The sequence below is a fragment of the Thalassotalea sp. Y01 genome, assembly GCF_012932945.1.
Classification (GTDB): domain Bacteria; phylum Pseudomonadota; class Gammaproteobacteria; order Enterobacterales; family Alteromonadaceae; genus Thalassotalea_A.
Map to the genome: position 1 here is coordinate 94022 of NZ_JABBXG010000003.1, position 19084 is coordinate 113105.

Genomic DNA, 19084 nt, shown 5'->3' on the forward strand with positions numbered 1-19084 from the left:
GTTTTATTCTCCATAGAAGGCATTTTTGTGCCAGCAATATTCGGGTGTCCGCTCAGAGCCTGTGATGCTGACAACATCAAATCGGCATGCTGTATTATATTCACTAAGACCACGTTTTTGCAGAAAAAGTTGTGCAGTTTTAATAATTTTTTGTTGCTTAGTGTGATTAACCATCTCAGCAGCACTGCCAAACTTACTATTTTTTCTATATTTTACTTCAACAAATACCAAGCAATCCGCATCGTTCATGACCAAATCAATCTCGCCTAGCTTGCAAGTAAAGTTCTTGCTGACTAATTGCAATCCATGTTGTTGCAAGTACTGACACGCCAATTGCTCATATTGCTGGCCTTGCTGACGTTTACTTAGCTTATTCCATAGCAAGGGGAGATACCCTTGATGAACGGAATTTAGCCCAAGACAAAGAACGACTTATTACTCGGCTTTGATTCATTTTTAGATCACCAGTCTCTCCATTGTGGACAATAGACGGGATTAATTCCATTGCTGATAATTTGTCGAGTAGCTGAATACTATCGATACCCATGGCATAAAAACGTTCCATCTGACTAGAACGGTTTGGCCATAGTTGCTGGGCTTCGCTGTATAATGCATCATTTTCCGGCATGCCAGGTAGCAACCACGGTGAATCCGTAAACACCAAACCACTTAAGTCGCGACGAGTATTGCGGTTGGCACGTTTGTCATGACTGCGAGAGCTGGCAAACACCGGTATCGCTTCGGCAAACGGGCTGATATTAACGTCAATGTAAGGTTTCACTAAGCGAGCCTGATCGGTACTGGCAATAAGATAAATCATATCAACATCACGGCGACTTCTAGCCTCAGATTTTACATTTTCCTTGATGCGATTTCGCATCAGATAAATTCGCTCGTCTGACAGGCCCACATCCATACTGGATTTAACCGCGTTTTGCATTTGTTTGCCTGGTGGGTAATAAACCACGGTAATTTCGGTACCTGTTTGCTGGAACCATTGATTGGCAAAGCTTTGCGCAATTCGTTTACCAATCGCATTGTTTTGGCTTAACACCATGGCATTATTAAACCCTTTCTTACTTAAGGTGAACGCCGCTTGCTCTGCTTCATCTTCGGGTAGCATAGACAGGGCAAATTGGTTGTCTTGCAATTGCTGTTGATCTGGTAAATTTAATAACAAGGTTTGCCATGGGTAACTTAACCCTGTTTTTAAGGTGTTTTCAGTAACATTAGCGCTTGGTTCTGGCGACATCGGGCTTGGGTTCAGGCTCGCTTCGCTGCTTATTGAACTGAAACTTGGTTGCGGTTTCTCATTACCTATCTGCAAGTAACTATCGACATGGCGTTTTAATAGAGGTCCAATAACCACATCAGGCGATTGCTCTTGCAGTTGCAAAATTAACGTCGCCATTGGTGCCGAGTTAGTATCAATAAAATTTAGCTCTCGCTGTCCATCGTAGGCGGCAATAATGCCCGCTTGAATGGTACTTCCAACCGATTTTTCTCGCCCCGATAATGGCAATAACACCGCAATGCTGGTTACTTTAGGTTGTTTATCCAATTCATTGGCAAGGCCTGAAAACTGGTTTAGCAGCTGGTTGGCTGGGTGTTCACTGTAACGACTTTGCCATTGGCTTAATGCTTTATTAAGTTGTACGGCGTTGTCAGCATTTTGCGCCAATGCTGTATCGAATGCCAACCAACCGTTTAACCCTTCGACGGGGTGTTTTTTTAACGCAGATTTTTGCCAAGGCTGTAAAGAGGCAATTAATTCGTACAAGCCTTCAATGTCATTTACCTCTGAGCTTGGGTAATTTTGATAAAAGGTCAAATAGGCACTGATCGCTTCAACGCTTAACCCTAATTGCTGGTGTACTTGCGCATTAAGGTACAGTTGTCTCTCCGTTGGTGCTGCGCTATCGATTTCAGCTAATTGTTGTTTGGCGAGATCGAGCTCTCCCAACTCAAACAGCGCTTCGGCACTATTAAGCAAGTTGTAGTTTTGTTGCGACTGGGTTAGCGAAAGGCGGCTTAACTGATTTGACAGGTGCAAGCTTTTACCAAGCTGTTGTTGGTCGATGTATTTATCGGCAGCCTGTAATAAATAAACGATGGCTTTGTCGATTTCAGCCGCCTCAGCTTTACTAAGCAAATCGTCGGCGCTTAATTCGCTTTTCGGTTGCTCAATTTTAACCTCAGTTATAGGTTCGTTGACTTGAACGGGTAGTTTTTCTTGTTGCGGACTGGCACAAGCAAATAGCAAGGCACTGGACACAGCAGCAAGAAGTAGGTTGTTACGATGTTTTGCAGTTATTTTTATTGTCACTGGCTAGCCAATCCTATCAATAGTATATGCAACTATAAGACTATCTTTCTGGTTATGGGAGTATATTGGTATATAATAAACCGCTCACTGCTTTGCGAGCAACCATTTGTCTTCTCTGGAAATTTATCTATGAATCAGTTTACGGTTAATTCAGGTACATTATATGTGGTTTCAACGCCAATAGGTAACCTGTTTGATATCACTCAACGCGCGATTGACGTGCTTTCTCAAGTTGATGTTATCGCCTGTGAAGATACCCGTCATACCAATAAATTACTGACCGCGTTTAATATTAAAAATAAAACCATGTCGCTGCACGATCATAACGAGCGTCAAAGACAAGAACAAATCGCCAACATGTTACAGCAAGGGCAAAGTATTGCTTTAGTATCTGATGCCGGCACACCGCTCATTTCTGATCCAGGTTTTCATATTGTTCGTCATCTTAGAAGGGAAAACCTTGCGGTAGTTCCCGTACCAGGTGCCTGTGCTGCCATAGCGGCATTGTCTGTGTCTGGGTTAGCGACCGATAGATTTTCTTTCGAAGGGTTTTTACCGTCTAAATCGACGGCGCGACAGAGCGTATTAGCAAAACTTGCCGAAGAGTCGCGGACCATGGTGTTTTATGATGCGCCTCGTCGGGCGATAGATACGGTAGCAGATATCGTTAGCCAGCTCGGTGGTGCTCGACAAATTGTCATCGCCCGAGAATTGACGAAAACCTTTGAAACTGTTCATGCAGACAGCGCAGAAAATGTGCTAGCTTGGTTGCAACAAGATGCCAATCAATTAAAAGGTGAGATGGTATTAATCATCGAGGGTAAGCCACGTGATCCGGATGCCATACCACCTGAGGCCATCGCAACTTTAAAGTTATTGGTGGCGGAAATGAAGCCGAAAAAGGCCTGCGCAATCGCCGCAGAAATTCACGGCGTTAAAAAGAATGCCTTGTATCAGTTTGCTTTAGATATGAAGTAATCGGCTTCGTTGGCGCCGACATTGACACTGCTCATAAACGCCGGTCTTTGCTGTAAACGTTGCCAATAAGATTTAGTTTGTGGCTTATAGTGTTGGTCTAAGCCAAGCAGTTGCCCTAAATACAAACTGTAGCCAACGGCTATATCGGCGATGGTAAAACGTTCATCAACTAAGTAGGTTTTATCGACCAGGTGCTCATTCAGGCGCTTTAACCTTGCTAAAAACCAAACGCTATAATCTTCGACGACTTGCGGTTGTTGACGTTCTTGGCTTTCAAATTGACCATACCGCAGTAACAGAGTCAGTGGAAAGGTTAAGGTGGCATCGCTTTGAAATAGCCAATTGAGATAATCACCATAATCGGCGTGTTGGCAACTGATGGTTAAATGTTCTTGGCCATATTTATTGGCCAAATAGACCAAAATTGCACAAGACTCGGTCATATTGATGGTATCGTCGCGAAGGTAAGGAACGGTGCCAAGGTTGTTAATTTCAATAAATTCCGGATGACGAAAGCGCGGTGGGAAAGCCAGGTTGTGTAAGGTGAAGGGGATTTGCATCTCTTCCAACGCCCAAAGCACTCGTAAAGAGCGAGAGTTGTGGCAATGCCAAAGTTCTATACTCATAAATTTCGCCAAATCAATACATTATCTAAATATTAATATAGAACAGTTCGTTGTTAGTCGGCGCAAATAAGGTTTATTTTTTTCATAAATTGCTTAAGTGAATCGCTGGTGCTGTATTCGATGTCATATTTACCGTGAAACATTAATGTCATGGTGACATCGTTATATCCTAAAAAGCAGGTATAACCGTCATAATCTTGCCAAGCACTCACCCCTTGAAACTGATAACCCGTATCAGTTTTTTCACCCAATCGGGTAATGCGTTCAAATGCAGTCAATGCCACCTTGTTATCAATTAGGTTTTCCATCTCGCTCCCTCTATCGCGTTACTCAATTTATTGCGCTGTATTACCTATCACAATAGCAATCTTATACTCTATTGAGTTGCTCTATAACTTACCAGAAAAATGGTTCATTTACGCGATAGTGCTCGGCGTTGAGAACGACAACGCGCCGAGCAATAGATAATGCTTGGCCAGTTATTGCGCCATTTTTTGCGCCAATTAAATGGTCTCATGCACACAGGGCAGACTTTTGTGGCACGTTTATCGGCGACAGGCATCAGTTTATCGTACTTGCATCTGCGGCCAGTCAACCATGTCTGAGTCTAACGTCTGTCTATAGGACTGACCTCGCCAACGCTTAATATAATGCCCATCTGGGTCATAGAGTTGTTGCTGTTTATCTATATTAAAATGCCGCCCCTGTCTTGGGTCGCATCCAACACCAGCGATGTATTGCCAGTTGCCCCAATTTGCAGCGACATCGTAATCGATCAATTGCATTTGAAAAAACTTGGCGCCAAAACGCCAATCAAGCTGTAATTCATTGACGAAATAACTGGCGACTATTTGTCTGGCTCGATTCGATAAATAACCGGTTGCATTGAGTTGGTTTACTGCCGCGTTGACAAGCGCAGAAGGTGTTCGCCCGCTACAAAACGCCTTAAAACGCTGTGGATGAAAACTGGTTAGAGGACGCTTTCCAGTAATGCCGGTGAATTTAAAAAAACGATCTTTATGTTTTGCCAATAACCAGTAAAAGTAGTCGCGCCAGAGTAATTCAAAACCTATCCAGTAGGTCGATTCAGTGGCTTGATGGTTTTGTTCAAACGCTTTCAGTGCCCACCAAATTTGCCTCGCGGATACTAAACCATTCGCCAATAGTGGGCTAAAACGCGTCGAGGCAGCTTCATCGTCTAAGGCGTTACGAGTTTGCTTGTAGGTTAACGCTCGTTTGGTTTTGAAGTAATCGTTTAAAATCGCCGCCCCATTAGTCGCATACTCAACAGACGATATGGTTTTGGCTGTACGCATACCATCATCGCCTTTCGGCGCAACCGGCGGCGGTAGGCTGATAAGCTTAATGCACGCTTGTATATTGAGGTCCTGTTTTTCAACCTTACGGCGAAAGGCACTAAAGGTTTGCGGTAATTCTGCTATTGAGAAGGGTAAATCGGTTGCCGCCTGCAGTGTTGTTTGGTTGACGCAATGCAATGTGACGCCGCAGCGCTTGACGATAAACGCCAGCTTACGTTTTTCATTGCTTGCCGCTGGCGTCGAGCAAAATAAGGTCGTTATCTGATGCCGCTCAATAAATTCTATCAGCGCTGACACCCCATGACTGGAAACAATATGCAGGTGCTGATCAAACTTTTTAAGTTGTGTTTGCAATTGCCGCAAGGCTTGCCGAATAAAATTTAAACGCATGTTGCCAGTAAACCGACAGTCGCTAAAATCAGCAACGCATTCATTGTCATCAAACAGGTAAGCCAGTGCTAGCCTCTGAGACTGGGCGGCTGCGGCTTGCAATGCCCAATTGTCGTCTAAGCGTAAATCGTTGGTAAATAGAAACAGATTGTTTGTCATAGTACCCCTCATATAGGTTGTACGATACAAACACTGGCTCGGTTTTATCCGTCTGTTTGTCATTTAATCCACTAAATTCGTTTACCCAGAGCATGCATTCGATTAAAATGTTCGCGAGTTGGCCAGACAATCGCTGCTTACTCGTTGTACCTTTCGGGGTAGACGGAGTAAGGGGAGGAAAGTCCGGGCTCCAAAGAGCAGGGTGCCAGATAACGTCTGGGCGGCGAAAGCCGACGACAAGTGCAGCAGAGAGAAGACCGCCGATGGCTACTTAGTAGCACAGGTAAGGCTGAAAGGGTGCGGTAAGAGCGCACCGGGTCACTGGTAACAGTTGGCAGTAGGGTAAACTCCACCCGGAGCAAGACCAAATAGGGTTCCTGACGGCGTGGCTCGCGTTGGAACCGGGTAGGTTGCTTGAGCTATGGGGCGACTCATAGCCTAGACGAATGATTGTCGTGTCTTAGACATAACAGAACCCGGCTTATACGGCCAACTCACTAAACAAAATAAAACCCAGCTAATTAACGTTAGCTGGGTTTTTGTATATTTACGGTTAAGTAACGCTCGCGTTGGAACCGGCTAATACCGTAGAAGCCTGCTTGAGCTATGGCTTGACCAAATTGCGATAGCGACATAGATATGCGTATCAGTCATAACGCTCATGACTATTTATTGTTATCGCCGCGTAAGGCTTATCTCTATACTCTCGAACTATTATTTTGCCATTAAGGCACTACTGTTGAGGTATCTTCATGAAAAAGCTATTCACTTGTTTACTGGTCTCTTCGTGTTTGTGTGCAACCGCTAATGCGGCGAGCACAGTACAAGAAGGCGTTGTTAAAAGCAGCGAGGTGATCACCGGTGAAGTGGGCCGAGACGGTAGACCGGTTTTAGCGGCAGGTGTGGGTGTTGCCATAGGCTCAACCATAGGTTCTGGCAGTGGTAATGATGCGGCAAAAGTTGCTGGCGGTTTAATCGGTGCTAAACGAGCAATGAATAAGAAAAAGCAGACGGTTTATGGCTGGCGTTATGTTGTTGAAGTCGCCGGTGAGCTTGCTGTTGTTGATACCTGGTGCGATAAGCCTGATGTTAAGTGCAGCAGTGTAAACAAAGAATCGCCCGTATACGTTGTAAATAACAGTGAAGTTATTGCTAAAACAGAATAACCATCCAATTACTTGCTAACGCTAAGATAATCAAATACTGACACCTCAGAACATGAACTGTTCAGAGGTGTTTTTTTAACCGACTTTTTATTCTTCGATTTTCGCTTTTTCTCAGCCTGTGATATAACAAACGCAAATAATAAAAATTAATTGCCCTGTTATGGATTTCGGTCTTCTTGGCTTAATCGCCTCATTAATTTTACTCACCATATTTGCTTTAAAAGGCATGGACCTATTAATTGCGGCGCCAATTTGTGCGCTCGTGGTTGCGCTTACTAATGGCCTTGCCATTTTCGCCAGCGCCAGTAACCCAGATGCAGCAAATTATTCTGACGCCTACTTAGGGGGCTTTGGTAAATTTTTAAGTGTTTGGTTTTTAGTATTCTTAACCGGTGCTTTGTATGGCAAATTGATGGAGTATTCTGGTGGCGCGAAAAGCATTGCCTATTGGATTATTAATTATGTTGGTATGAAGCGTGCGGTTACCGCGGTTGTCTTAGCAACGGGCATTCTTACCTATGGCGGCGTTAGTGCGTTTATTGCCGCATTTGCCGTGTATCCGTTAGCGGCTAGCCTATTTAAACAAGCTGATTTACCACATCGTTTTATTCCTGCCGCCCTAGCGTTAGGCTCTGTCACATTTACTATGACCAGTGCTGGCTCTATGGAAATACAAAACTGGTTACCCGCACCATATTTAGGTACCACGCCTTATGCTGCTTGGCCGGTTAGCCTAGTGACTGCTGTTGTTATGGCTGTTGCGGGTATTTTTTGGTTAAACAGAATGATTAACCAAGCCTATGCCAATGGTGAGCGCTTTGTCTTGCCCCAAGCATCAATTATGTCGGCAAACGAAGGTCAACAACAAACACAGCAGGTTAGCCCGATTATCGCCTTTGTTTCGTTAATTGCGGTGTTTATTACCGCGTTTTTGTTTCATCAAGAATATAAAAACAATGCCTTGGTTATCGCCTTGCTGGCGGGATGTTTGGTGTTGCTGATTGGATACTGGCCCCAGTTAAGCAGTAAACTAAAAAATGTAACCTCAGAAGGTACTTTAGGCGCTTTAGTTGCTGGCGCGAATACCTCTGCGGTGGTTGGTTTTGGCACGGTTGTTAAAGTGACTCCGGCATTTGCTTTTGCTGTTGACGCCGTCACGGCAATACCGGGGGCTCCTTTGGTGTCCGCAGCGATTGCGGTCACAGTCATTGCCGGTATCACCGGATCCGCATCTGGCGGACAAACCATCGCATTGCCTATTTTAGGGCCTATATATCTTGACGCTGGTGCTAATCCAGAGCATTTACATCGCACCATTTCTTTATCGTCAGGAGTGTTAGATAGCCTGCCTCACAATGGCTATGTGGTGACATTAGTACGGGCTATTTGTGGTGAAACACACCAGTCGGCGTATATGGCTCTGGCGAAAATGACCATGGTGGTTCCTGCCTTTTGCACCATAGGTGCGATTTGGTATTTGAGTTAGCGCAGCAAATGGTTGTGTCAATTACATCGGAGTGTGGGATGTCGCAGTACGTATCATAAGAGTGTCTTTAAACATTTATCGACTATGTCATATTTGTTAAGTCTTTAAAACGGCATTTTTAACGATAAATACGCTGTTTGTAACAGTAGTGTTATTAAACTATTGCGGTTACAATATTCGTATAAAAAGTAATCGTGGCTCTTAGCTGCTCAAATATTAATAATATTTTAGGGAATATCATGACTATTAAATATCTTGCGCTTGCCCTTTCTGTGGCATCAGCCAATGTTTATGCTGAAGATGAAGCGATAAAGCTTTGGTCTGGTGATGTCGATTTTGGTTATACCAATCTTACCGGTAACACCGAAGAATCAACGATGGCTGGTAAAGTTTCTGTTACTCGCGAAAATAAACCATGGAAGTGGGATGTTATTGCTGAGTCATTATTCTCTGAAACTGAGGATGACCGAACTGCTGAGAAATACATGGGCTTTACACGATTGGCTTATAACTTTACCGAGAAAAACTATGTGTTTGGTCGTGCAACCTACGAAACCGACAAGTTTAGTGGTTATGATTATCAATCAACGCTAACCGCTGGTGTGGGTTGGAACCTATACGACTTAGAAACATTAGATTGGGATCTTGAGGCTGGTGCCGGTTATCGTTCTTCGAAAGTTGAAGACCCTGCTACAGGTGAAGATGAAGATGAGCCAATTGTGACGTTATCGACTTTGGTTGATTGGCAGTTTTCAGAAAACGCATCATTTAAACAATACCTTAGTTATGAAAAAGGTGATGAAAGCGATATCGCTTATTCCCGCAGTGAGTTAAAGGTGCAAGTGATTGGCGCCTTAGCAATGAAACTGAGCTACAACGTAAAATATCAATCTGAAGTCCCAGAAGGAAGTGAAGACACTGACACAGAAACTATTGTCAGTGTGACTTATTCTTTCTAAAATGCGGTTGTGTTGATTGCTTGAAGCTAAGCTGCTTTAGTCTTGCGTTATCGTAAGCGCATGAACTCAGATAAAAATCCAGCAGGGGTAACGCTCGCTGGATTTTGTGTTTTTGCTGTGTGTTAAAAGGCTAGACTAGACTCTCTTTTTGGAGCAATTGTTAACTCAATTTTTCATCGACCAAGATGATGGCTTTATCGTAGTCATAATTTTCAACGGCTTGGCTGAGTTTAAGTAACCAACCATTGCTGTCTTTAGTCATTAAGGCTTGCTGGTTTTGCTGTAAAAACTCGCCGGTTTGCGTGTCATAATCAACCAGCATGGCTTTCAATTGATAGAGAATATCATACAGTTGTTGATCGCTTATCTCGGCACTTGTTGATATTTGTACGTCTTCAGGCGTCAAGGTTTCAAGTTCTGCTAACACGTCCTGAAGCGCGGTATCGACTTCTTGTAAACTCCGACTACTAATATGACCGGATTTACATTGCGCTTCGAGTAATTCCGCGGTATGGAGTAATTGCATTGCGCCAATATTGCCAGCCAATCCTTTTAGCGAATGGCTGAGTCGAGTGGCACTGTCTTCGTCGTTATCGGTCAACGCCTTGTTGAAATTACTGACAAAGTCTCGTTGATTGCTGGCGAATTTCCTTAATAACTTAAGGTAGAGTTTTTTATCGCCCATGGTGCGTTTTAGACCATCGCTGATATCAATGTATTGCCAATTTTCAGGGAGTTCTATTGCTTGTTCAGGTGATTGTTTGCCACTGACTTGGCTGCTAGGCGCCGGGGTTATCCATTTCGCCATGGTTTTAAACATGGCACTGACGTTTATCGGTTTAGGGATATGATCATTCATCCCGGCTTGTATGGCTTTTTCTCTGTCGCCCGCCATGGCATTAGCGGTCATCGCTAAAATAGGCAACTCTTTAAACTTATCATGCTGGCGTAACAGTTTCGTCGCGGTATACCCGTCCATCACCGGCATTTGGCAGTCCATTAATACACCGTCGAAGCTTTGCTTGTTAAGTATATCAATGGCTTCTTGGCCGTTATTAGCGATGGTACATTGAATACCGTTATTGCCTAATAAGCCGATGATCAATTCTTGGTTTACTTCATTGTCCTCAACCGCCAGTATATTGGCACCTTGTAGTGCCTCAATTGCGTCATCCGAAACGTCTCGACGAGAATGTCCATTGCCACCTAAGCGTTTGTCGCCCATGGCATCATTGATCGCGTCATTAAGGCTCGATGCGGTCACCGGCTTGGTCAATATGGTTTCAACCTGCAGATTTTCTAGGCGTATGTTTAATTCTTCACGGCCATAGGCTGTGACCATAAATATGATTGGCTTATGTTTTAACGTAAGCTTGGATTGAATGATTTTAATTGCTTCAATGCCGTCCATGGTTGGCATTTGCCAATCCATTAATACCAATTGATAAGGTTTTATTTTATCCGCGTCTTGCAGCAGCTCTAAGCCTCTTGCTGCACTTTCTGCAACATCCACCTGATAACCAAAGCTGGCGATGATTTTTTCAAAGATAATACGCGCATGCAGGTTATCATCCACCACGAGAACACGTTCAATTTTTTGATGCGCCACAATTGGCTTTCTTTGTCGCGGTGTTTGACGTTTAAAGGTGATGGCAAAAGAGAAGGTGCTGCCTTTATTCGCTTCGCTTTCCAGTTTTATTTCGCCGCCCATAAGTTTGACCAGCTTTTGCGATATTGCCAAACCTAATCCGGTACCACCATGTTTGCGGGTGGTCGATGCATCGGCTTGAGTGAAGGGTTGAAATAGCTTGGCTTGTTGCTCGTCACTCATACCGATGCCTGAATCAATAACCGAGAACTCAAGCTCTGCAATTTCATCATTAGCGAATTTACGGGTGATACGAATAACCACTTCCCCTTCGCTGGTAAACTTAACCGCATTGTTCGCCAGATTAATTAATACTTGGGTCAGTCTGAGTGGGTCACCTTTGTAATTCATCGGTAGTTCAGATTCGATATCGAACAATAATTCTAGGTGTTTCTCTTCGGCCTTGATGCTTACGAAGTTGGTTAAATTCTCGAGGATATCGCCAAGGTTAAAGTCAATTTCTTCAACATCGAGTTTACCAGCTTCAATTTTTGAGAAGTCGAGGATGTCATTGATAATCCCTAACAGACTTTCTGCACTGCGATGCACTTTATCAATATAATTGCGTTGCTGCTTATCTAAGTCGGTTTCTAACGCCAAATGTGACATGCCGATAATGGCATTCATTGGCGTGCGTATCTCATGTGACATATTGGCCAAGAAATCTGATTTCGCCTGATTCGCTTCTTCTGCCACTTGTTGTGCTTTTATGTAATCCAATTCCAGCTGTTTGCGCTCGGTAATGTCAATATGCACACCCGACACCCGTGTCGCGCGACCATCAGTATCGGTTTCAGTAATGCGACCCACATCAAGTATCCATTTACTGGCGTTTGCACCCATGCGCAATTCTTCTTTAAACTCGGTACGTTGACCACGCAAATATTCAATCATGCGTTGCTCGGCCATGTCTTTGTCTTCAGGGTGGATATATTTGCCCCACGTATTCAAACTATCGTGCAGAGTAAACCAGTCTTTCTCTTCTTCGACAAAGTCGCTGTCATGGCTGAGACCGAGCATATTGGCGCTAACGCGGTTAACTCGGATGATTTCTTTATCAGGGAAAAATTCCCATAAACCTATACGTGCACCAAAGGTTGCCGCATCAAGCCGCTCTTCACTTTGCTTAACTTTGAGCTCTTGCTCATGACGCTCCGTAATGTCGCGCATAATGCCGATAAAGACGGTTTCTTTATCAAGCACGCTTTCTTTGACCGATAAGTCCATAGGGAAAACATCGCCATTTTTGCGTTGGCCTTGGACTTCACGGACATTATTGACAACCGTCGAACTTTTACCGGAGTTATAGTTATCAAGTAGTTCATCATGCTGATCGGCAATCTGTTTCGGTTGAATAACCGAAATATTTTTACCAATGATTTCGTCGCTGCTATATCCAAATATGCGTTGTGCTGCGGTTGAAAATTCTTGCACTATGCCTTTTTTATCAATAACCACGACACCATCAGCAACACTGTCTAATATGGTACGGTAGCGACTTTCGCTATTTTGTAATTCGTTCTTCAGCGACTCTTGCTCAGAGATGTCAATCATCACACCATCAAAATATTTGCTGTCGGTGATCGGATCGTTTAATGCCCCAGCCTTAAGTTGCACTGTGCGGTACTTCCCATCTTTATTATTCAAGCGCATGGTGATCGCGAATGTCTTGCCATCTCTTAGTGAGCGTTCGGTAAGCGCATCCAATAATTTTTGGTCGTCTGGGTGAACAAAGTTGCCTAAATCTAATGTTGCGTCTTTACCGACAAATTTATCGGCGCTGTGGCCGGTGATTTCTTCGATCTTTTTACTGACAAATATGAGTTTTGAATCAGTATTAAAATCTTCGATAAAGCGAAAGCGAAATACGGTGCCAGGAATGTTGGTCACCATAGAGCGGAATTGTTGTTCATTTTGTGTCAACAATGTCAGTGCTTTCTCACGCTCGGTTATATCGACCAGTGACAGGCGAACTTCTTTATTGTCTTGTGACGGTACTGCTGATGCAGCAATTTTGAGAATATCGCCGGTGGCGTTGAGCAGTTCTATATTTATATCTTTTAGGGACACGCCGTTTCTTGCGGATTCAAACATTTTTTCGCCGCTATGGCTGGCGTCATCTTCGGGGAGTAATTGTTGCCATTTAATGATACTAATGTGGTCGGTATCGTAGCCGACTAATTGTGCAAACACTTTATTGTGCTTACTGATGGCGCCATTATGTTGCAAAGTAGCGTGCGCAACGGGGGAGTTTTGATATAAATCCCATAGCCGAGCTTCTCGGTCGGATAGCTCTTTGGTGCGCTTTTCAACACGACTCTCTAACTCATTATTTGATTGCGCCAAACGATTATTCATGCGCGTGACAATATTAAGTGCGGTGTTGGCTAGCAAGGCCGTTAATACGATAATACTCAGCAAAACGGCGATGATGGTATAGCGCAATTGCACATAACCTTCTTGAACTTCTTGCAAATCGATTTCGGTAATAATGCCAAGTTCTAACTCTTCGACATAGCGCCAAGAGCCAAGTACTTTCACCCCGCGATAGTCATTATAACCTTCGCTGTTTTCACCATTTTTGCCTTGTAACACGTTTTCCACACTGGCGATCAGCGGCCAAGTCGCGTTGTCTTTTTGCTTATTATACGGAGCCTTGGCGGTCAGCTCACGACCGGGATCTTTTAACTCGATACTGAGAATACTTGATTGGCCTCCTAAGATAAGACCAATCTCGGTAAGTTGTTTTTCAAAGCGGCTGGGAGAGACTAGAATGCCTTGCTTGTTGACTAAGTAGGTTTCACCACTTTTACCGACTCGGGCACTGGTGGTAACTTTAAACAGTTCGCGAAATGGGTCGATGCGCAATGTCATTACGGCGACAACGTCGCCTTTCTCATTACGCATTGGCCCGGCGATAAACATGGTGGTGTTGTGGGCACCTAATCCTTTTTGAACTTGATGTAATGATACGTCACTGCGCATCGGACCAATGATGACGGTTTCACCATTAAATACTCTGTCCAAATGTTCGGGAAAACGTTCGGCAATAAGGTTCTTTTGCCCTAAATTTTCATCACGCAATGAGCCGTAATTAATGTTATCTTGAGAAATAATGAAAAAGCCCACATGACGGTACTCTAAAGGCAGTTCATTGTAATGAATCCGCAGCCGGTGTAAATAAGGATTTGTGGCGAGGGTGTTTACATCCGCTTTGAGTAGTCGTTGCACCAATTGAATGTTTTCAGCATCTTCAGAAATGACTTTCAATGAGGCGATTTGATTATGGTACCAGGTTAATAAGGAAGACTCTGTGGTATCAGCAACGGTTGTTAATGACGAGGTGGACTGAGACTGCATTTGTTCACGCATGGTGTGCAGACCGTAATTGATAATCACCGAGATAATGATCAAAAAGATCATCAAGGCGCCAGCGATCAGTTGCCGCGACTGGGCATTACCAAGAAATAGGGTTAATTCCTGTTGTGTTTGCTGGCGAATTTTGCGTACCACAAAAATCAATAGAGCAATTAACAGAACGACCGCGGCCAAAATGGATTCGTTATACATGGTACTTCAAAATCTAAGCTAGATTAGACAATTTATTTAAGCATAGCAGTACCTTAGCGCATTGTTATAGAAACAGGAATAATATCACTAGCTTTTCCCTATTTTTTCTCCAGGCATAAAAAAAGCGAGACGCAAAGTTCTCGCTTTTGCTTATTTAAATAAGGTTAACTTTTGTTGGCTTTATAATAATTAATCAATGAGCGAGTCGAGCTGTCATGGCCGTCAACATCGCCATCGGCTAGAATTTCTGCATGAATATTATTGGCTAAGCCTTTGCCTAACTCAACGCCCCATTGATCAAAAGAACAGACTTCAAGCAAAATACCTTGGCTAAAAATCTTGTGCTCATACATGGCAATTAATTGGCCAAGACTGAATGGTGTGATCTTATCAAATAAAAACATCGAACTTGGGCGGTTACCTTGATGCACTTTATGTGCGGCAAGCTCATCAATGACTTGTTGTGACTTGCCGGCCTTTGCCAAGCTGTCACGCACATCACTTTCACTGACGCCGGTCATAAATGCTTCTGCTTGCGCGAGCATATTGGCAATCAGAATGTCATGGTGATGTGCCATATGGCGAATAGGTGTTATCGAGCCAATAAAATCTGCAGGTACGATATTATTGCCTTGGTGTAGATATTGATAGAAGGCGTGTTGGCCATTAATACCAATTTCTCCCCAAATGGTTGGCACAGTGTTGTAATCAACGGTGTTACCAGAAAAATTGACGTGCTTACCGTTACTTTCCATTTCCGCTTGTTGTAAGTATGCGGTTAAGCGGTTTAACACTTGATCATATGGCAGAATAACTTGCGAACGGGCATTTAAGAAACTGCAGTTCCAAATACTTAAACAGGCCATAATGAATGGTACGTTTTGCCCGAGCGGTGCAGATTCGAAATGCTCATCAACGTTACGCGCACCCAGTAATAATTGCTCAAAGTGTTCAAAGCCTAGATACAACGCAATGGGTAAACCAATTGTTGACCATAAACTGAAACGACCGCCTACCCAATCCCACATATCAAAAATGTTATCGGCATCAATACCAAATTCGGTTACCTTTTCAGTATTAGTCGAAACCGCAACAAAATGTTTGCCGATAGCGGCTTTATCACCAAGCGCATCAACCAGATATTGCATTGCCGTATTGGCATTGGTCATGGTTTCTGAGGTGGTAAAGGTTTTACTTGAGACAACAAATAAGGTGGCTTCAAGATCGACCGCATCAAGTACATCGGCAATCTGGTTGCCATCAACGTTTGAGGCGTAATGCACAGACAAGTTAGTTTGCTTGTAATGCTTCAAGGCATTAGTCGCCATTTCAGGGCCTAAGTTAGAGCCGCCAACACCAATGCTAACGATATGGCGCATTGGCTTTCCGGTAAATCCAAGCCATTGGCCAGATTGTACTTTGTCACAAAAAGCTTTCATCTTCGCCAGTTGTTCTGCAACTTGTGCGGATACATTTTCGCCGTCGACTTCAAGCGGTTTACTGGTGTCAGCACGCAGAGCAACATGCAGCACGCTACGATCTTCAGTTATATTGATTCGCTCACCGGCAAACATTTTGTCCCGCCAAGTATCAAAGTCACATTGCTGTGCTAATTGCTCAAACAAAGACATGGTTTGCTGATTAATGTTTTGCTTAGAGTAATCAAATAAAAGCCCTGGTAGTCGCAATGAGAAGTTATCAAAGCGTTGATTATCGGCATCGAACATGGCTTTGATCGATTGTGTTTGCATGTCCTTGGCATGGGACTGTAATGCCTGCCAAGCGGGTAACGACGAGCGAGTCATGGAGAATTTTCCCTTACTATTTAATGAGTTGTTCTACTTGTTCGACGATATTAGCAGAGCTGAAACCAAAATGCTCCATTAATGCGCCTCCTGGAGCCGATTCGCCAAATCGATCCAAGCCGATGACGGTACCTTGTCGACCAACATATTTGTGCCAAAAATCAGGGTGCGCCGCTTCAACGGCGACAATATGTTGGCAATCACTCGGTAATACCGAGTCTTTATAGGCATCAGGCTGTTGATCAAATAGTGATGTACTCGGCATCGATACGACGCGTACCTGTACTCCATTAGCCTGTAGAGCATTAGCTGCGTCCATAGTCGGCTCTACTTCTGAGCCAGTCGCAATTAAGATAACCTGTGGTGCGCCATCACTATCATGTAACACGTAACCACCTTGCTCGATAGCGGCAATTTGCTCTGCGGTTCTTGGTTGATGCGCCAGGTTTTGACGTGAGAACACCAAGGCCGAAGGTCCACTTTGATTTTTAATCGCATGCTTCCATGCCACAGCCGATTCCGTTGCATCGCAAGGGCGCCATGTTGTTAGTTTAGGGGTAGTGCGTAAATTGGTTAATTGCTCAACCGGTTGATGTGTTGGCCCGTCTTCACCTTGGCCAATGGAGTCATGGGTATAAACAAAAATATTTTGAATGCCCATCAGTGCCGACATGCGTACCGCATTGCGGGCGTATTCCATGAACATTAAAAAGGTCGCACCATAGTTAATAAAACCGCCATGTAAGGACAATCCGTTCATAATCGCGCTCATACCAAATTCACGTACCCCGTAATAGAGGTAATTACCATCGCCATCGTCTTTGTTTATCCCTTTCGAGCCAGACCATAACGTCAGGTTTGAACCCGCTAGGTCGGCACTACCACCAAGCAGTTCAGGTAAGTGCGGAGCATAAGCTTCAATGGCATTTTGTGAAGCTTTACGTGAGGCTATATTGGCCATTTGATGCTGACATTGGGCAATGTAATCATTGCTCATCTGATCAAAATTTTGCGGCAAGGCTTTATCGATAACTCGGCGTTGATATTCAGTGGCAAGCTCGGGAAAAGCAACTTGATAGGCGCTGAATAATTGTTGCCAGCTAGACTCGTTAGCTTGGCCGTTGGCTTTGTTATCCCAGCCTTGGTAAATGTCATCTGGGATTTCAAAAGGTGGATAAGTCCAGCCGAGAAACTCACGACTCGCGGCAATTTCATCATCTCCTAATGGCGCACCATGACAATCATGGCTACCACTTTTGTTTGGTGAGCCGAAGCCGATAACGGTTTTACAGACAATTAATGTTGGTTTGTCAGAAACCGCTTTGGCCTCTTTTATTGCCTGGTCGATGGCGTTGCTGTCATGTCCATCGACGTTATCAATGACATGCCAACCATAGGCATTAAAGCGTTGTGCGCTGTTGTCGGTAAACCAACCCTCAACATGACCATCAATAGAAATACCATTGTCATCGTAAAAAGCGATCAATTTACCAAGCCCGAGGGTGCCCGCTAGCGAACACACTTCATGCGAGATACCTTCCATCAGGCAGCCATCGCCTAAAAAGCTATAGGTATAGTGGTCAACAATATCAAAGCTAGGACGGTTAAAGTGACTCGCCAGCGCTTTTTCCGCAATGGCCATACCTACCGCATTAGCAATACCGGCGCCTAAAGGCCCCGTGGTAGTTTCGACACCTGGGGTATAGCCATATTCAGGGTGACCCGGGGTACGAGAATGCAATTGTCTAAATTGTTTTAAATCTTCCATGCCAAGGTCGTAACCACTTAAATGCAACAAAGAATAAATCAGCATAGAACCATGGCCATTAGATAGCACGAAACGATCGCGGTCGGGCCAGTCGGGATTGCTAGGGTTATGCTTTAGATGATCATTGAATAGAACTTCAGCGATATCAGCCATACCCATAGGGGCGCCAGGGTGGCCCGATTTAGCTTTTTGTACGGCATCCATAGCCAGTACACGAATTGCATTTGCAAGTTGTTTGCGGGTTGCCATATGAATATACCTTTTAACTGTCAGGCAATAGCCAGATTGCGGAAATAGGGTGGTGACAACAAGATGGGAGAAGAATCCTGTTGTCACCAGATAAGAGTATAGACGGTGTCTAAGCAGATAATCTTAAAATATGATCACTTACAGCTTCTATACGGTTTAGGTGATTATTTTTATCATCTTTATTGCTAAGCAGGTCTATGAAATCCAAGGCAAAGAGTTGGAACAAATGCAAGCCTAATACTTGTTTGCTTGAAAGCAAAAAAATCGGGGTTAATGCCTTGGGGTTAAGGCTCCTTTTTTGATCTGCTATCTGGTAAAATCCCACAATTATCCTCCTAGGATTATCATCCGTCACAATTGCCGCACAATTGATCAGCAAAAAGCCTGATTTTTAAATTAATTTTTGGGTTAATATCACCATGACGTTGCCCAAAATTCCACATATATAACAACTTAGCGCCGATTCACTAGCAAGCCTTGCATTACAAGCCCTTCAGCAAATATTTTTGTTGCTTAATTACCCTTGACAAGGGTTGACTATAGTCACTAAACTAGACTTAAGTGGGAAAAAGTGGAGAAATGTGGATCTTTAGGCTATTGTTTAAAAAGTGAACAATAACAACAGCGATAGAAAA

General features: G+C 43.8%; 14 protein-coding genes and 1 other RNA gene. 5 read left to right on the plus strand and 10 right to left on the minus strand.

Going from position 1 to position 19084, the window contains the following annotated elements:
* Positions 1-3 precede the first annotated feature (3 nt).
* Positions 4-384, minus strand: coding sequence for a YraN family protein (locus HII16_RS05325; protein ID WP_135439066.1), 381 nt, complete (start codon positions 382-384; stop codon positions 4-6).
* Positions 371-2326 carry a penicillin-binding protein activator gene (locus HII16_RS05330; RefSeq protein WP_169128142.1) on the minus strand — a complete coding sequence of 652 codons (1956 nt, stop codon included), beginning with the start codon at positions 2324-2326 and terminating at the stop codon, positions 371-373. The genes HII16_RS05325 and HII16_RS05330 overlap by 14 nt, the downstream gene beginning before the upstream one ends.
* A gap of 129 nt (positions 2327-2455) precedes the next feature.
* Between HII16_RS05330 and rsmI the strand changes: the two genes are divergently transcribed.
* Positions 2456-3304 carry a 16S rRNA (cytidine(1402)-2'-O)-methyltransferase gene (gene rsmI, locus HII16_RS05335; protein WP_169128143.1) on the plus strand — a complete coding sequence of 283 codons (849 nt, stop codon included), beginning with the start codon at positions 2456-2458 and terminating at the stop codon, positions 3302-3304.
* On the opposite strand, the gene HII16_RS05340 is transcribed toward rsmI, so the two are convergent.
* The 4 genes from HII16_RS05340 to HII16_RS05355 all read right to left on the minus strand — a co-directional run bounded on the left by HII16_RS05340 (position 3280) and on the right by HII16_RS05355 (position 5798).
* Positions 3280-3930 (minus strand): glutathione S-transferase family protein, encoded by a 651-nt coding sequence (locus HII16_RS05340; protein ID WP_211183409.1) that lies wholly within the window; start codon positions 3928-3930, stop codon positions 3280-3282. The two genes, rsmI and HII16_RS05340, sit on opposite strands and share 25 nt — an antisense overlap.
* Before the next feature lie 53 nt (positions 3931-3983).
* On the minus strand, positions 3984-4238 hold the full coding sequence (locus HII16_RS05345) for a DUF3081 domain-containing protein (RefSeq protein WP_169128144.1): 255 nt from the start codon (positions 4236-4238) through the stop codon (positions 3984-3986).
* 104 nt (positions 4239-4342) lie between these two features.
* A complete protein-coding gene (locus tag HII16_RS05350; protein WP_169128145.1) occupies positions 4343-4492 on the minus strand; it encodes a DUF2256 domain-containing protein in 150 nt (49 codons plus the stop codon).
* Positions 4493-4496: 4 nt separating this feature from the next.
* Complete coding sequence (locus HII16_RS05355) at positions 4497-5798, minus strand: DASH family cryptochrome (RefSeq protein ID WP_169128146.1); 1302 nt, start codon at positions 5796-5798, stop codon at positions 4497-4499.
* Positions 5799-5912: 114 nt separating this feature from the next.
* On the opposite strand from HII16_RS05355, the gene rnpB reads away from it, so the two are divergent.
* From rnpB to HII16_RS05375, 4 genes are all read left to right on the plus strand, one after another.
* Positions 5913-6299: RNase P RNA component class A (rnpB, locus tag HII16_RS05360), an RNA gene on the plus strand.
* 251 nt (positions 6300-6550) lie between these two features.
* On the plus strand, positions 6551-6964 hold the full coding sequence (locus tag HII16_RS05365) for a hypothetical protein (RefSeq protein WP_169128148.1): 414 nt from the start codon (positions 6551-6553) through the stop codon (positions 6962-6964).
* Between the two features lie 160 nt (positions 6965-7124).
* Positions 7125-8450, plus strand: coding sequence for a GntP family permease (locus tag HII16_RS05370; RefSeq protein WP_169128150.1), 1326 nt, complete (start codon positions 7125-7127; stop codon positions 8448-8450).
* Positions 8451-8689: 239 nt separating this feature from the next.
* On the plus strand, positions 8690-9409 hold the full coding sequence (locus tag HII16_RS05375; RefSeq protein WP_169128152.1) for a DUF481 domain-containing protein: 720 nt from the start codon (positions 8690-8692) through the stop codon (positions 9407-9409).
* Between the two features lie 160 nt (positions 9410-9569).
* Here the strand turns inward: HII16_RS05375 and HII16_RS05380 are convergent, their stop codons facing one another.
* The 4 genes from HII16_RS05380 to HII16_RS16750 form a co-directional block, all read right to left on the minus strand.
* Positions 9570-14627: a PAS domain S-box protein gene (locus HII16_RS05380; RefSeq protein WP_169128154.1), complete on the minus strand. Its 5058-nt coding sequence runs from the start codon at positions 14625-14627 to the stop codon at positions 9570-9572.
* Positions 14628-14791: 164 nt separating this feature from the next.
* Positions 14792-16432, minus strand: a complete 1641-nt coding sequence (gene pgi / locus HII16_RS05385) for a glucose-6-phosphate isomerase (protein WP_169128157.1) — start codon at positions 16430-16432, stop codon at positions 14792-14794.
* Between the two features lie 16 nt (positions 16433-16448).
* Entirely contained in the window at positions 16449-18449 is a 2001-nt protein-coding gene (gene tkt, locus HII16_RS05390) for a transketolase (RefSeq protein ID WP_169128159.1), read from the minus strand.
* A gap of 109 nt (positions 18450-18558) precedes the next feature.
* The gene (locus HII16_RS16750; protein ID WP_211183410.1) at positions 18559-18804 is read right to left on the minus strand and encodes a hypothetical protein; all 246 of its coding nucleotides are present in this window, start codon (positions 18802-18804) and stop codon (positions 18559-18561) included.
* Between the last annotated feature and the right edge of the window lie 280 nt (positions 18805-19084).

Coding starts and splice junctions, on each gene's coding strand:
- rsmI (WP_169128143.1), top strand. CDS start 2,456: ATGAATCAGTTTACGGTTAATTCAGGTACATTATATGTGGTTTCAACG.
- HII16_RS05340 (WP_211183409.1), bottom strand. CDS start 3,930: ATGAGTATAGAACTTTGGCATTGCCACAACTCTCGCTCTTTACGAGTG.
- HII16_RS05345 (WP_169128144.1), bottom strand. CDS start 4,238: ATGGAAAACCTAATTGATAACAAGGTGGCATTGACTGCATTTGAACGC.
- HII16_RS05350 (WP_169128145.1), bottom strand. CDS start 4,492: ATGCCTGTCGCCGATAAACGTGCCACAAAAGTCTGCCCTGTGTGCATG.
- HII16_RS05355 (WP_169128146.1), bottom strand. CDS start 5,798: ATGACAAACAATCTGTTTCTATTTACCAACGATTTACGCTTAGACGAC.
- HII16_RS05365 (WP_169128148.1), top strand. CDS start 6,551: ATGAAAAAGCTATTCACTTGTTTACTGGTCTCTTCGTGTTTGTGTGCA.
- HII16_RS05370 (WP_169128150.1), top strand. CDS start 7,125: ATGGATTTCGGTCTTCTTGGCTTAATCGCCTCATTAATTTTACTCACC.
- HII16_RS05375 (WP_169128152.1), top strand. CDS start 8,690: ATGACTATTAAATATCTTGCGCTTGCCCTTTCTGTGGCATCAGCCAAT.
- HII16_RS05380 (WP_169128154.1), bottom strand. CDS start 14,627: ATGTATAACGAATCCATTTTGGCCGCGGTCGTTCTGTTAATTGCTCTA.
- pgi (WP_169128157.1), bottom strand. CDS start 16,432: ATGACTCGCTCGTCGTTACCCGCTTGGCAGGCATTACAGTCCCATGCC.
- tkt (WP_169128159.1), bottom strand. CDS start 18,449: ATGGCAACCCGCAAACAACTTGCAAATGCAATTCGTGTACTGGCTATG.